This is a genomic window from Roseovarius sp. YIN77 (genome assembly GCF_057219155.1).
The window spans coordinates 20,734-34,890 of sequence record NZ_JBXVVI010000009.1; the positions used below are offsets into that span (position 1 = coordinate 20,734).

The 14,157-nt window shown below is 56.7% G+C and carries 17 protein-coding genes; 13 read left to right on the top strand and 4 right to left on the bottom strand.

What is annotated here, in order from left to right:
* Positions 1-28: 28 nt before the first annotated feature.
* On the bottom strand, positions 29-994 hold the full coding sequence (gene mdh, locus AC2D8P_RS09605; RefSeq protein WP_484702276.1) for a malate dehydrogenase: 966 nt from the start codon (positions 992-994) through the stop codon (positions 29-31).
* 161 nt (positions 995-1,155) lie between these two features.
* Here mdh and AC2D8P_RS09610 point away from each other — a divergent pair, with 161 nt between their 5' ends.
* Positions 1,156-1,902: a sulfite exporter TauE/SafE family protein gene (locus tag AC2D8P_RS09610; RefSeq protein ID WP_484702278.1), complete on the top strand. Its 747-nt coding sequence runs from the start codon at positions 1,156-1,158 to the stop codon at positions 1,900-1,902.
* On the opposite strand, the gene AC2D8P_RS09615 is transcribed toward AC2D8P_RS09610, so the two are convergent.
* Complete coding sequence (locus tag AC2D8P_RS09615; protein WP_484702279.1) at positions 1,903-2,217, bottom strand: hypothetical protein; 315 nt, start codon at positions 2,215-2,217, stop codon at positions 1,903-1,905. It lies immediately after the preceding gene.
* A 170-nt stretch (positions 2,218-2,387) separates the two neighbouring features.
* Here AC2D8P_RS09615 and AC2D8P_RS09620 point away from each other — a divergent pair, with 170 nt between their 5' ends.
* The 11 genes from AC2D8P_RS09620 (at position 2,388) to AC2D8P_RS09670 (ending at position 11,611) form a co-directional block, all read left to right on the top strand.
* Positions 2,388-3,257 carry an HpcH/HpaI aldolase/citrate lyase family protein gene (locus AC2D8P_RS09620; RefSeq protein WP_484702281.1) on the top strand — a complete coding sequence of 290 codons (870 nt, stop codon included), beginning with the start codon at positions 2,388-2,390 and terminating at the stop codon, positions 3,255-3,257.
* Between the two features lie 17 nt (positions 3,258-3,274).
* Positions 3,275-3,832 carry an NnrU family protein gene (locus AC2D8P_RS09625; protein WP_484702283.1) on the top strand — a complete coding sequence of 186 codons (558 nt, stop codon included), beginning with the start codon at positions 3,275-3,277 and terminating at the stop codon, positions 3,830-3,832.
* A 15-nt stretch (positions 3,833-3,847) separates the two neighbouring features.
* Positions 3,848-4,879, top strand: coding sequence for a MaoC family dehydratase (locus tag AC2D8P_RS09630; RefSeq protein ID WP_484702453.1), 1,032 nt, complete (start codon positions 3,848-3,850; stop codon positions 4,877-4,879).
* 252 nt (positions 4,880-5,131) lie between these two features.
* Complete coding sequence (locus AC2D8P_RS09635) at positions 5,132-5,830, top strand: DUF1194 domain-containing protein (RefSeq protein ID WP_484702285.1); 699 nt, start codon at positions 5,132-5,134, stop codon at positions 5,828-5,830.
* 147 nt (positions 5,831-5,977) lie between these two features.
* Positions 5,978-6,361 (top strand): succinate dehydrogenase, cytochrome b556 subunit, encoded by a 384-nt coding sequence (gene sdhC, locus AC2D8P_RS09640; RefSeq protein WP_484702287.1) that lies wholly within the window; start codon positions 5,978-5,980, stop codon positions 6,359-6,361.
* 12 nt (positions 6,362-6,373) lie between these two features.
* The gene (sdhD, locus tag AC2D8P_RS09645; RefSeq protein ID WP_484702288.1) at positions 6,374-6,745 is read left to right on the top strand and encodes a succinate dehydrogenase, hydrophobic membrane anchor protein; all 372 of its coding nucleotides are present in this window, start codon (positions 6,374-6,376) and stop codon (positions 6,743-6,745) included.
* 12 nt (positions 6,746-6,757) lie between these two features.
* On the top strand, positions 6,758-8,563 hold the full coding sequence (gene sdhA / locus AC2D8P_RS09650) for a succinate dehydrogenase flavoprotein subunit (protein WP_484702289.1): 1,806 nt from the start codon (positions 6,758-6,760) through the stop codon (positions 8,561-8,563).
* An 81-nt stretch (positions 8,564-8,644) separates the two neighbouring features.
* Positions 8,645-9,118 (top strand): hypothetical protein, encoded by a 474-nt coding sequence (locus AC2D8P_RS09655; protein ID WP_484702290.1) that lies wholly within the window; start codon positions 8,645-8,647, stop codon positions 9,116-9,118.
* Positions 9,119-9,136: 18 nt separating this feature from the next.
* Complete coding sequence (locus AC2D8P_RS09660; protein WP_484702292.1) at positions 9,137-9,475, top strand: hypothetical protein; 339 nt, start codon at positions 9,137-9,139, stop codon at positions 9,473-9,475.
* A 300-nt stretch (positions 9,476-9,775) separates the two neighbouring features.
* Complete coding sequence (locus tag AC2D8P_RS09665) at positions 9,776-10,684, top strand: polysaccharide pyruvyl transferase family protein (protein WP_484702294.1); 909 nt, start codon at positions 9,776-9,778, stop codon at positions 10,682-10,684.
* A gap of 147 nt (positions 10,685-10,831) precedes the next feature.
* Complete coding sequence (locus AC2D8P_RS09670; RefSeq protein WP_484702295.1) at positions 10,832-11,611, top strand: succinate dehydrogenase iron-sulfur subunit; 780 nt, start codon at positions 10,832-10,834, stop codon at positions 11,609-11,611.
* A 7-nt stretch (positions 11,612-11,618) separates the two neighbouring features.
* On the opposite strand, the gene AC2D8P_RS09675 is transcribed toward AC2D8P_RS09670, so the two are convergent.
* Complete coding sequence (locus AC2D8P_RS09675) at positions 11,619-12,047, bottom strand: MarR family winged helix-turn-helix transcriptional regulator (RefSeq protein WP_484702296.1); 429 nt, start codon at positions 12,045-12,047, stop codon at positions 11,619-11,621.
* A gap of 83 nt (positions 12,048-12,130) precedes the next feature.
* Here AC2D8P_RS09675 and AC2D8P_RS09680 point away from each other — a divergent pair, with 83 nt between their 5' ends.
* On the top strand, positions 12,131-12,793 hold the full coding sequence (locus AC2D8P_RS09680; protein ID WP_484702297.1) for a glutathione S-transferase family protein: 663 nt from the start codon (positions 12,131-12,133) through the stop codon (positions 12,791-12,793).
* A 216-nt stretch (positions 12,794-13,009) separates the two neighbouring features.
* On the opposite strand, the gene AC2D8P_RS09685 is transcribed toward AC2D8P_RS09680, so the two are convergent.
* Positions 13,010-13,858, bottom strand: a complete 849-nt coding sequence (locus AC2D8P_RS09685; protein ID WP_484702298.1) for a hypothetical protein — start codon at positions 13,856-13,858, stop codon at positions 13,010-13,012.
* Positions 13,859-14,157 lie beyond the last annotated feature (299 nt).

A 14,157-nucleotide genomic window follows, 5' to 3' on the forward strand; every position in this document is an offset into this window, starting at 1 on the left:
CATATAGGCCGGACCGTTAGCGGTCGTGTTAGTTGCCGAGTTTTCCGTCAATCTCTTTACAAGCCGCAACCAGGCCTTTGACAGCGTCGACGGATTTGTCGAACATGGTCTGTTCTTCGCCATCCAGCGAGATTTCGATGATCCTCTCAATGCCGCCCGCGCCGATCACTGTGGGCACGCCCACATAGAACCCGTCGAGCCCATAGGCCCCGTCCACATGTGCTGCACAGGGCAGGACGCGTTTTTGATCCTTCAGATACGACTCGGCCATTTGAATGGCAGAGGTTGCCGGCGCGTAATAGGCCGATCCGGTGCCCAGCAGTTTCACAATCTCGGCCCCGCCATCACGGGTGCGCTGCACGATGGCGTCCAGCTTTTCCTGTGTGGTCCAGCCCATTTGGACCAGATCAGGCAGCGGGATGCCGCCAACGGTGGAATAGCGGGTCAGCGGAACCATCGTGTCGCCATGGCCGCCCAGAACAAAGGCGGTGACATCTTTCATCGAGACATCAAATTCCAGGCTCAGGAAGTGGCGGAACCGGGCGCTATCCAGCACACCGGCCATGCCGCAGACTTTCGCGTGGGGCAGGCCGGAATATTCGCGCAGCGCCCAGACCATCGCATCCAGCGGATTGGTGATGCAGATGACAAAGGCGTTGGGCGCGTGTTGGGCGATGCCTTCGCCCACGGATTTCATGACTTTCAGGTTGATGCCCAACAGGTCATCGCGGCTCATCCCCGGCTTGCGCGGCACACCGGCAGTGACGATGCAAACGTCGGCCCCAGCAATATCGGCATAGTCGGTGGTGCCAGACAGGGCGGCGTCATAGCCCTCTACCGGGCCGGATTCCGCAAGGTCCAGCGCCTTGCCTTGGGGAACACCATCCGCGATGTCGAAAAGCACGACATCGCCCAGTTCCTTCATTGCAGCAAGATGGGCGAGCGTGCCGCCAATCTGCCCTGAACCGATAAGCGCGATTTTGGGTCTGGCCATAAGTTTGATCCTTGATCAGAGAGTAAAGACGCCTGTTGGGTAGCCATTCCCGACATATTTCGCAAGCCCGCTGCGCTGCGGCAATCCCGATATTGGGCGCTTGACTGCACTCTGTGGGCCTCTATGCAGGCGGATAAGGCATTGTTTTACGGGGCAGCTGCGTGGTTCTGGATACGACATTTTTTCTGTTTGCGATCCCTGCAGTGATCTTTGCAGGCATATCCAAGGGTGGGTTTGGATCGGGTGCGGCCTTTGCCTCGACCCCGTTTCTGGCCCTGATTCTGGAACCCGGTGATGCGATCGGGCTGATGCTGCCGCTGCTCATGCTAATGGATGTGACGGCGCTCAGACCCTATTGGAAGAAGTGGGATACAGAGGCATCGTGGACCGTCATTCTGTGGGCGATCCCCGGTGTTTTGCTGGCCTCGGTGATCTATCGCTATACCGATGCTGACCTGTTCCGCCTGCTGATCGGGATCATTGCGTTGGGCTTTGTCGCTTATCAATTCGCGCGTGGATCAATCACCCCGGTGGCGCGGGTATTGCCGCGCTGGGCCGGGCGGCTGGCCGGTGTGGCTGTCGGGTTCACCAGCTTTGTCAGCCACGCGGGCGGGCCACCGGCGGCGGTCTATCTGTTGTCGCGGGGTCTGGACAAAGGCACCTATCAGGCCTCAACCGTTCTGATCTTCTGGGCGGTTAACGCGATGAAGTTCATCCCCTATGCGGTGCTGGGGATTTTTTCGGCCCAAAGCTTTCTGGCCAATCTCTATCTGGCACCGGTGGCGGTTCTGGGCATCTGGATGGGGGTAAAATTCCACCACATGGTGCCGGAACGGCTGTTTTTCGGCCTGACCTATCTGTTTCTGGTCGTGACCGGGACCAAACTGATCTGGGATGCGCTGATCTGATCAGGCGTCGGGGTCAGCGATCGGGGCGGGGGCGATCGCCATATAAGCCTCCCCCGCGGCGATCAGGCAGGTGATCCCGTCGGGCCGGGTGGTGGTGATGGTCCAGCTGCCCGTGGTCGGGTCGGCAAAGATTTCGATCACCTGATTGCGGCTGTCTAGCGCTACGGCTTGCCGAGCTTCGCCGTACCGTGTTTGCAACATCTCGACCACCGTCTCATGTGGCGCACAGTTGGGTGCGGGCGTGGCAAAGGCGTGATGTGTGGCCAATAGCAATCCGCCAATGCCGAAGGACAGGGTCAGAAGTTGCGTGTTCATCGTGGTCTCCAACTGCGACTGGTTTGCCCCAGAATTTTCTGTCGGTTACAATTTTGGCTTAAGCCCGCGCGCGGTGTGATTTCTGCGCTTTCTGCGCTGCGGCAAATTACACTTGCCATTTGCTGCGCAGACGCCATGATCCGCGCAATAAAGTTGCAGGAGGGAGAATCATGAGCAAAACCTATCGTCCGTTCCGATCGGTTCTGTATCTGCCTGCATCAAATTCCCGGGCGTTGGAGAAAGCAAAATCCCTGCCCGCAGACGCGATTATCTTTGACCTGGAAGACGCGGTTTCCATTCATGAAAAGGATGTAGCCCGCAAAACGCTGTCCGCCGCGCTGGCCCAGGGCGGCTATGGACGACGGACCAAGATCGTGCGGATCAACCGGCTGGACACACCCTGGGGGCGCGATGACGCACAGGCGGTGGTCGAGATGCAGCCCGATGCCGTCTTGCTGCCCAAGGTCGACAGCCCGGCGGAAATTGACGTGCTGTCAGGCATCACCCACGAATTGCCGATCTGGGCGATGATTGAATCGGTCATGGGCGTTTTGAATGTGCTCAACATCACTCGCCATCCGAAACTCGAAGGCATCGTCATGGGCACCAATGATCTGGCCAGCGAAATGCGGGTTCAGCACCGGCCCAGCCGCCAACCCCTGATGACCGCGCTGGGCAACAGTCTGTTGGCCGCACGCGCCGCAGATATTGTGGCGCTGGACGGGGTTTATAACCTGTTTCGGGATCTCGACGGGATGAAACGTGAATGCGAACAGGGCCGCGATATGGGTTTCGACGGCAAAACCCTGATCCATCCGGGCCAGGTCGAGATCGCGAATGAGGTCTTTGCCCCGACACCAGAAGAGGTCGACATGGCGCACCGCTATATCGAGGCCTTCAAGAAGGCAGAGGAAGAGGGCCAAGGTATCGCGGTTGTCGATGGCACCATCGTCGAAAATCTGCATGTGGAAACATCGCGCCGGGTTTTGGCCCATGCCAAGGCGATCGCACAAGCACAGGCACTGGCGCGCGCCAACTGACCAGAGGAATGACCCCAATGACATTGATTATTCTCGGCCTTGCCCTGTGGATCGGGGCGCATATGTTCAAACGCATGGCCCCCGGGCCGCGCGCGCGTTTGGGCAATGCTGGCAAAGGCCTGGTCGCCCTTGGCATTCTGGTCGGTGTGGCGCTGATGTATCTGGGATATAAAGGCGCAGATTTCATAGCCGTCTATACGCCCGTGCCGGGGATCGGACATCTGAACAATCTGATGATGTTGGTCGCGGTCTTCTTTTTCGGGATTGGCAGTTCCAAGGGCACGCTTTCCGACAAGATCCGCCACCCGATGTTGTGGGGCATGGTGATCTGGGCGGTGGCGCATTTGCTGGTCAATGGCGATCAGGCTTCGGTGGTTCTTTTCGGCGGGTTGGGCCTGTGGGCGCTGGCGCAACGCGCCTTGATCAACCGGGCGGAACCTGACTGGACACCCACAGAACCCCGTGGCCGCAGCGCCGATATCAAAAACGCGGTGATCACTGTGGTGATCTTTGCCGTGATCGCAGGCATACACGCCTGGAGCGGGCACAGCCCCTTCTTGGGCACTTACGGATAAGCAGGACTACTCATGATGGCGAAAACAAACCCGGGCTGGTTTTTTGAAGACTACACCATTGGCCAGATGATCCACCACGCGGTGCCGCGCACCGTGGGGGCAGGGGAACGCGCCCTTTATCACGCGCTTTATCCCGCGCGCCATGCGCTCTATTCCTCTGATGAATTTGCCCGCGCGTCGGGCCTGCCCACCGCGCCACTGGACGACATTGCCGCCTTCCACGTGGTTTTTGGCAAGACCGTGCCCGATATTTCGCTGAACGCGCTGGCCAATCTTGGCTATGCCGAGGGGCGCTGGCTGTTGCCGGTTTACCCCGGCGACACCCTGCGATCAGTGTCCGAAGTCATTGGTTTAAAACAAAATTCCAACGGTAAATCCGGTGTCGTTTGGGTGCGCACCACCGGCTATAACCAACGGGACGAGGCGGTAATGTCTTATGTGCGCTGGGTGATGGTGCGCAAACGCGATTTTGACGCGCCCGCGCCCGCCACCGTAATCCCGGAGCTTGCCAAATCTGTTCCCGCCGATCAGCTGGTGATCCCGGCCGGGCTGGATTTCACCAATTACGATTACACGCTGGCGGGGGAGCCGCACCGCTGGGGCGACTATCAGGTGGGCGAGACCATCGATCACGTTGATGGCGTCACGATTGAAGAGGCCGAACACATGATGGCCACCCGCCTGTGGCAAAACACGGCCAAAGTTCATTTCGACAACACCGCCCGGCCCGATGGCACCCGTCTGATCTATGGCGGCCATGTCATTTCCATGGCCCGAACGCTATCCTTCAACGGGCTCGCCAATGCCCAGATGATCGTCGGCCTCAACGCCGGGGCCCATGCCAACCCCTGCCTGTCCGGCATGACCATCCGCGCTTGGTCCGAGGTGTTGGACAAATCTGAAACCGATGCCCCCGGCGTCGGTGCCATCCGCCTGCGACTGGTCGCCACCAAAGGCGGCGATCCGTTCGCGCTGAAAGGCGAGGATGGCAAATACTTGCCCGATGTGCTGCTGGATCTGGATTACTGGGCCCTGATGCCGGTTTAAGCCAAACTTGCCGACATGCGCGCGGAATCAAGGGCGATAGCCCGCCGCGCGATCGCCAGACCGCCCGTATGGGCTGGCGATGTGGAAACACAGCACCTCTTCGCGAATATATGCGGGTTTGGCTGGCATAAACTGCCCGATAGCGGCCGAGCGTCGCCAACCCGCGGTCTGGTGAATGCGCGGCTTACCGATCTCGCCGGTGGAGTGGAAACGGCATTGCGGATGAATTGGGCTATGCGCTAGCCTGCGATAATGACCAAATCATACCGCAAGGTCTTATACGCAGCAGCGGGCATCTTCAGTCCGACCATGTCCCACGCTTGCGGGCTGGCTTTGGCCTTGGCTGTCGACATCTCAGGCTCTGTTGATACCGGCGAATACCGCATCCAGATGCAGGGTCTGGCCGAAGGGCTGCGCGATGGCATCGTGTCAGAGGCGTTGGTTCTGGAACAAGCCACCGTCATGGTCGTGCAATGGACGGGCACCTCGCGGCAGGTGGTCAGCATCCCGTGGCGCCGGATCGAAAACTTCGCCGATGTCGAGGCGCTGGCTGTCGAGGTTGAAAATGCCCCACGGGAATGGCGCAACTACTCCACCGCGATAGGAGAGGCGCTCGTTTTCACCGCACAACAATTTACCGACGTTACCGATTGCACCCGGCGCGTCATGGATGTGTCGGGTGATGGTATTTCAAACGAGGGCACAGAACCCATCGATGTGCGCGACTGGGTTGCGGATCAGGGCATCACCATCAATGCGCTAGTGATCGAGGGCGAAGAAAAGGGCCTGCGCCCCTATTTCCGAGAAAATGTGGTTGCCGGGCCGGGCGGCTTTGTGGTGCTGGCCAATGGTTATCAGGAATACGCAGACCGGATGCGGCTGAAGTTGCAGTTGGAAGTGGCAAAGCAATTGTCAGCGGTCGAGAGGCAAACCGAAGACGAAAATTTGTGATCACACGGTAGATGATTGTGATCACGTTTGCGCAAACACAGCATTTTCTTTGGAAATTAGGGTAAAAATGTCGCCCCAAACCCGTGACACGCCGCATTTTTTAAGTATTGATATGGTCAACGCAGACAAAGCTGAAAGGTCTTTGCCATGGCTGACGTGAACCGGGGGCACCGGCCGCTTTCCCCGCATTTGTCGATTTACCGGCCTCAATACACTTCTGTGACGTCGATCCTGACGCGGATCACCGGAAATGCGCTGATTGTCGGGGCGCTGTTGGTGGTATGGTGGCTGTTGGCCGCCGCAACCAGCGAAGCGTATTTCGATCTAGCCAACGCGGTTCTGACCTCGTGGTTCGGGGATCTGGTGATGTTCGGATCGCTCTGGGCGATCTGGTATCACCTGCTGGCCGGGCTCCGTCATCTTTATTGGGATACAGGTCGCGGGTTGGAATTGGCCTCTGCCGAAAAACTCGCCTACGCCGTTGTTATCGGATCGGTCGTTCTGACCATCCTGACCGTGATCATTCTGTAAGGGGGCGCATAGATGGCTTATTTAACCGACCGCAAACGCGCCACTGGGCTGGGATCGGCAAAAACCGGCACTCTGCATCACTGGGGCATGACTGTCAGCGCCGTGGCGCTGTTGATCCTGGTGCCGCTTTTTATCTGCACGTTCGGCGGCATTCTGGGATCCAGCTACGAAGAGGTCACCGCCTATTACGCGCGGCCATACCCCGCGATTGTCATGGGGCTGACACTGGTTGTTGGCTTTATCCATTTCAAAAACGGCGCGCAGATCATGATCGAGGATTATGCCCATGGCATGACCCGCAAACTGTTGATCATCGGCACCACCTGCATCAGCTACGCCGCGATTGCCACCGGGCTTTTCGCCCTTGTTCGCCTGGCGCTGTAAGGAGCTTTACAAATGGCTGCATATGAATATGAAACCCACGACTATGACGTTGTGGTTGTGGGGGCAGGCGGCGCCGGGTTGCGTGCCACGCTGGGCATGGCCGAACAGGGGCTGCGTACCGCCTGCGTGACCAAGGTCTTTCCCACCCGTTCGCACACCGTGGCCGCACAGGGCGGCATTGCGGCAAGCTTGGGCAATATGGGCCCCGACAGCTGGCAGTGGCATATGTATGACACGGTCAAAGGCTCGGACTGGCTGGGCGACACTGACGCCATGGAATATCTGGCGCGCGAGGCGCCCAAAGCCGTTTATGAGCTCGAACATTACGGCGTACCGTTTTCGCGGACAGAGGAAGGCAAGATCTATCAGCGCCCCTTTGGCGGCCACACCACCGAATTTGGCGAAGGCCCCGCCGTGCAACGCACCTGCGCCGCTGCCGACCGCACCGGCCACGCCATCCTGCACACGCTCTACGGCCAGTCGGTCAAGAACAAGGCCGAGTTTTATATCGAATATTTCGCCCTTGATCTGATCATGTCTGATGATGGCGTCTGTCAGGGTGTGGTGTGCTGGAAGCTCGACGACGGCACCTTCCACGTTTTCAACGCCAAGATGGTCGTGCTGGCCACCGGCGGCTATGGCCGCGCCTATTTCTCTGCCACTTCGGCGCATACCTGCACCGGTGATGGCGGCGGCATGGTGGCGCGGGCTGGCCTTGCGCTGCAGGATATGGAATTTGTGCAGTTCCACCCCACCGGCATCTACGGTTCCGGCTGCCTGATCACCGAAGGCGCCCGGGGTGAGGGCGGCTATCTGACCAATTCAGAGGGCGAGCGCTTCATGGAACGCTATGCGCCGCAGTACAAAGACCTCGCGCCACGCGATTACGTCTCGCGCTCCATGACCATGGAAATCCGCGAGGGCCGCGGCGTGGGGGCAGAGGGCGACCATATCCACCTGAACCTCAGCCACCTGCCGGCAGAGGCGCTGGCCGAACGCCTGCCGGGTATTTCGGAAAGCGCGAAGATTTTCGCCGGTGTCGATGTCACCAAGGAACCGATCCCGGTGATCCCGACCGTGCATTACAACATGGGCGGCGTGCCGACGAATTACTGGGGCGAGGTTCTGAACCCCACCGCCGACGATCCAAACGCCATCGTCCCCGGCCTGATGGCCGTGGGGGAGGCCGGATGCGCTTCTGTCCATGGCGCCAACCGTCTGGGATCAAACTCGCTGATCGACCTCGTGGTCTTTGGCCGCGCCGCCGCGATCAAGGCAGGCAAGGTTGTGGATGCAGAGGCATCTGTGGCCAAGGGTGATCAAGCCTCAGTCGATAAGGCCTTTGACCGCTTCGACGGGCTGCGCCATGCTTCCGGTGGCACCCCAACCGCCGATCTGCGGCTGGAGATGCAAAAAACCATGCAATCAGATGCCGCCGTCTTCCGCACCTCGAAAACCATGGCCGAGGGGGTCGAGAAAATGACCGCCATCGCCGCCAAGCTCGATGACTTGCGCGTCACCGACAAGACGCTGGTCTGGAACTCCGACCTGATGGAAACGCTGGAACTGACCAACCTGATGCCCAACGCGTTGGCCACCATCCACGGGGCCGAGGCACGCCACGAAAGCCGCGGCGCCCACGCCCATGAGGATTTCACCACCCGCGACGACGACAACTGGCGCGTCCACACCATCAGCCGGGTCGAAGGCAACAAGGTCGATCTGTCCTACCGCCCCGTCGTCACCGATCCACTGACGACAGAGGCGCAAGGCGGCATCAGCCTGAAAAAAATAGCCCCAAAGGCCCGCACGTTCTGATGGTGGCTGTTGACAACATACAACCCTTAATATCTGTCATCCCTTGGGGGAGCTTGAGCAGAAATAAGGATTGTATTGAAAATGAAACGAATGGGATTTGGTAAAGCCGTGACCGCAGTATGTGCGATATCAACTTTGGCAGCGTGCGGGGCATCGGGAGGCGGCGTTGATGTTGATATGCAGCGTCAAGCGATATTCAGCTGCGCGAAAGAAGCCGGGTATGATGGCGTGGTACAGTTGTCAGTTTCGTGGCAAAGCGGTGGCGGCACTGTCGTCAATATGGTGCCCAGTGATACGGTTTCACCCTCGTTGGCTGGTTCTATTAATAATTGTGCGGCCAAAAAGTTGATTCTGGCGACACCTACTAATCCTGTCGGAGAAGCTCAAACTACTGTGGCTAAAGGGCCGACAGGCAATCTTCCCCTGCCTGCTGAGTACCCACTTCTGGAGGGCGACGCCGAGCTGTGGCCGACCCTGACCCTGGCACAGCAAGAACGCGCCATCGCGTTTCTGGAAACCGGCAGCACGATCCGGTCCTCGTTAAAGGCCGATTGATATGAAAGAGAGGGCGACATGACAAAGATCACATCTCTGGCCAAGGCCGGATTGGGGCTTGTCGCCCTCATCACGCTCACCGCCTGCACGGCGGAACAACAAAACGATCTGACCCGCAGCGCGGCCAAGCGCACGGTGACCCCGATCGTGCAGGACAAATTCCCCGGCGTGCCCGTGGAGCCTTCCGTCAATTGCATCATAGACAATGCAGAGGCCAACGAACTGATCTCGCTGGCGTCAGAGGCCGTCACCGGCCCGACCGCATCGTCGGTCGAAATCGTCGCCAATATCGTATCCCGCCCCCCCACACTTGAATGCCTGGCCACCAGTGGCCTGCCGGCGTTGTTGGATTTGTGAGGGAACAGTGAGGAGCAAGGGAATTACCATACGTACGAAACGGCAGATTGCGGCGATTTTTTATAGTGTCTTCCGCTTGCTAGCCCAGAGTAGGGTTGGTGTGTGAGAGTGTCTGCGTCGCAGAATTCAGAGCCAAGTGTAGCAGTTATTTGCGCGGCCAACCCTGGTAATGCTGGCATGTATAGTGTTGATTCTGCAGCTGTCGCGTACTTTTCTGCCAAACCATGCACGTTCGATCTGTATACGGCTCAACCCTTCCCAAAGCGTCGGCATATTGCAGCGGGTCGCGAGGTGAAGGAATTGACACATGCTGAAACACTCCAAGACTATTCCCATGTCGTATATTGGGGAGATTTCCTAAATAACCCGATTTACGGTGCACGGGATTTCGCGAAACGTGATGTCAAACTGGGCCTTTCAGTAGATCGCGATGCTGGATATCGCCGATGGACAGACTTATTCACTTTCCGTCAGGCTCCCCCGATAGGGCGCGTAGTGTCTGCAGGTAACAATTTTCAGCACGATTTCAGCCGCAATGTTTCACGATTTGGGCCCGCATTGCGCCGAATGGAAGAGTACTTTGAAGCTATACTGCCTCGCGATCCATTTTCCGTGAAAAACTTGTCTCATCAGTTCAGCTTTCCGAATATGTCCAAAATTACGCAGGGAATGGATTGTGCGTTCCTGCTGCCACCGGTTGCTGTGAAAAAGAAAGACGAATTCTCCTATTTCTTTGGGCGTTCCGGGTTCGATAACCCCGAAGCGTTGTGTGACGGGATCGTGCGTACAACCGGTCTAAGTGGAAGAAAAGTGGATAATTGGTTCCAGATGAGTAAATCGGACCCAGAAAGTGATTTCCAATCTATGCGTAGCCAACTGGCGAGTTCGCGTTTCGTCGTGACGGATACTTATCATTGTGCAATCAATTGTATGTCGCTAGGCGTTCCGGTATTAGGTCTTGGCCGTTCTCAATCGTCCCAACAGGGAACATTGGGTGATTTTAAGAAAAAGGTTTTGTTCGATATGCTCGGCCAGTCGGACTTTTACTTCGAGTTGGCCGAAGGGTCGGAAGTTTCATTTTTCGATGCACTCACTAATCGATTATCTTGGTCTGTGCTTGAAGTACTGACGGATGAATACAGGTTCGGTCTCGCCCAAGAGTTGACCAAGAAATTTTCAATGGATCTCGATGATGCGTTATTCTGCTAGGGACATGGCCGAAATTGCGAGTTGTGAAAGAAACTTCTGCGTGGTTGTTAAAACCAATAGACAGCGTGGTATTCAGTTGGAAAAACGCGTGTTAAGCTCGATGGAGTTGCTCCAAAGAGCCGCGCTTGAAGGACAGAGGATGTAAAAATGGTACAATTCAGCCTCCCGAAAAACTCCCGCATCACCGTGGGGAAAACCTGGCCCAAGCCAGAGGGTGCCACCAATATCCGCAAGGTCCAGATTTATCGCTGGAACGAGGAAGACGGTGAAAATCCGAGCCTCGACACCTATTTCGTCGACATGGACACCTGCGGGCCGATGGTTCTGGACGTGCTGATCAAGATCAAGAATGAGATTGATCCGACGCTGACCTTCCGCCGCTCGTGCCGCGAGGGGATTTGTGGCTCTTGTGCGATGAATATCGATGGGATCAACACGCTGGCCTGTATCTATGGCACCGATGAGATCAAGGGTGATATCAAGATCTACCCGCTGCCGCATATGCCGGTGGTCAAGGATCTGATCCCGGACCTCACGCATTTCTATGCCCAGCATGCCTCGATCATGCCGTGGCTGGAGACCAAGACCAACCGCCCGGCCAAGGAATGGAAGCAGTCGATCGAGGATCGCAAGAAACTCGACGGTCTATATGAATGCGTTATGTGCGCGTCTTGCTCGACCTCTTGCCCGTCCTATTGGTGGAACGGCGACAAATATCTGGGGCCTGCGGCGCTCTTGCATGCCTATCGCTGGATCATTGATAGCCGGGATGAGGCGACAGGCGAACGGCTGGACGATCTGGAAGATCCGTTCAAGCTTTATCGTTGCCACACGATCATGAACTGTACCAATACCTGCCCCAAAGGGTTGAACCCCGCCAAGGCCATTGCAGAAATTAAGCATATGCTGGTCGAACGCGCGGTGTAACCGCCCGCTAGGTCATCGCGACTTTTTGCAGAAGGTCAGCCAAAAGCTGGCCTTCTTCTTTTGTCAGATCGCTTGTCGCGGCGCTGATCACCGGCCCATAAACCTGCCACATCTGACGCCGCAGTTCTTGCCCCGTTCCCGTGATCCGCAGGTTATAGCCGCGCCGATCCTCGGGGCAGGGGATGTTTTCGATCAATTGCGCTTTGCGCATCCGGTCCACCAGTCGAGAGATGCCATATTGCGGCAGTAACAAACGCTTTTCCAGCACCATCGGGCGCAGGCCCGTCTGTCCGGCGCGCTCTAACTCCAGCAGGATATCATATTGCTCCAACGGCGGCAGACCATTGGTTTTTAACGTTGAATCTGCCTGCTCTCGTGCCCGGCGATAGGCGCGGAACATTTGAATCCAGGCAAGGGTTGCGGCGTTGGTGTCCATAGGGATCATTTACATGCATTTGCATTGACTTGCAATCGGCAATACCTATATATATGCAATTGCATTCAAATATGGAGGATAATATGCCCGACTTTCACCTTATCAGCCATCACCTATGTCCTTATGTTCAACGCGCGGTGATTGTTCTGACCGAAAAGAATATCCCGCACCGCCGCACCTATATCGATCTGGCCAACAAACCCGATTGGTTTGTGAAAATATCACCTATGGGCCGGGTTCCGGTTCTGCAAACAGATGACAGGGTGATTTTTGAAAGCCAGGTGATCGCCGAATATCTGGATGAAATCACCCCGGGGTCACTGCATCCCGCCGATCCCCTTGACCGCGCGCGCCACAGGTCTTGGATTGAATTTGGATCAGAGACCTTGAACGCCATTGGCGGATTTTATTCCGCGCCCGATCCCGAGGCGTTCGAAGAAAAACGCCGCGCCCTCCGGCAAAAACTGGAATGGATAGAGCCAGAGATTTCAGGGCCTTTTTTCGCCGGCGATCGGTTTCACATGATCGACGGGGTCTGGGGCACAATCTTTCGCTACTTTGACACGTTCGATACTTTGGGGGATTTCGGGGTTTTTGACGGGCTGGAAAATGTGAACAAATGGTGCCAGCACATCGCGGCGCGCGACAGCGTAATCCATGCCCCGCCTGCCGGATATCACGACAGGCTGTTGGCGTTTCTCTATCGCAAAAACGGGGAATTGGTTCGTGCCAATCGGGCCGCATGAACGCGCGGACAATTGCAAAAGACGCGGCCAAACACCCGCCAGAACGATTACCGAGGGGCTCAACACCCGATTACGGCCCATCATTGGTTCCCATCATTGCCCGAGGGGGCCGTCGGTTTGAACTCTCGCGAGGCAATTCGGCCCCGAGGTTAGATTTGTGATTGGCATATGCTCGTGGAACGCGCGGTGTAATTTCAGCAGGGCTATAAGCAAAGGCTAGTGATCGTATCGCTTCCAGTAATCGGCAACCCATCTGACCGGCCCGATCCAGATATGAGGCAGTTCGCGTTTTGACGAAAACCGGTTCTTTGCCAATGCGATAGGTCTAGGGTCGCCGTGAAAGGCAAGGACGCGGACGTTTTCCGGTGGGCGTTTGGGTGCAAGAAAGATATCAAGAAACAACGGGCGTCTGAGCGAATACTTGAAACTTATCAATGTCTTATCCGGCCATTCATCCCATGTGTCGAGCTGATGCTCGATATAATGTTGCTCGTTGACATAGGTGGTCATCGCGCTGTCAGGATCGGTGACAAAGCGTTCATAGACATCAGAAAGTGCGCCAGCATTAAAGGCAAAAATCCCAGTCCCCATTGTATTGGGCCCCACATGTAATCGGTCTGAGATTTTGATTTTTTCTTTTTTTCCTTTAATTTTTCGGAGTATTTTTTTGCCCGGCCGATAGAACGCGGGCTTCGCTTTGCGTGTCACACCCCAGGAGCCGGGACCAATGGCGATGAAGTCAGCCTTGCTGTCAAAAAGTGAATCCAATGCCCCGAGGATCATGGTGTCGAGATCAATGAATAGTATTCGCCCTTTCATCCCGTATAGATCTGGCTTGAAGACACCGATTTTTGCCCATGCGCCTGGATTGTATCGACCTGCGGGAATGCCTACGTCGGGAATTGGGTGATGGACAATATCTTCGTGCAAGCCCTCTGGATTGTCCGTCAAGCAGACAAAAGTAAACGGTGAATTCATGTTCGCCTTTACGGCATTGAATAGTATATTCACATAGCTTGCCGGATAAAGGCTGCCCCATTTCATGCACAGGATAATCTGGTTCATTTTCGTCGTCCCGGCTTGCTATAACATTATCAGTTAGAGAGGTTTATGTTCCATGAAGTGGGCAAGTCAATGCCGGGGCTGCATACTCTTTCCTTGACATCTCGTTCATTTCACCGCATTAGCGCGCATCCGTTGTCCCCCGCCGCGTGAGCGGGGCAGGTGCTTGCACCACGACTCGGATAGACTGGGCCATCACGGCCCACCATTGGTTCCCATCATCACGCGAGGGGTCCGTCGGTTTGATCGCTTGCGGGGCAATTCGGCCCCGAGGTTGGATCAGATCGCACTCTGACGTGTTG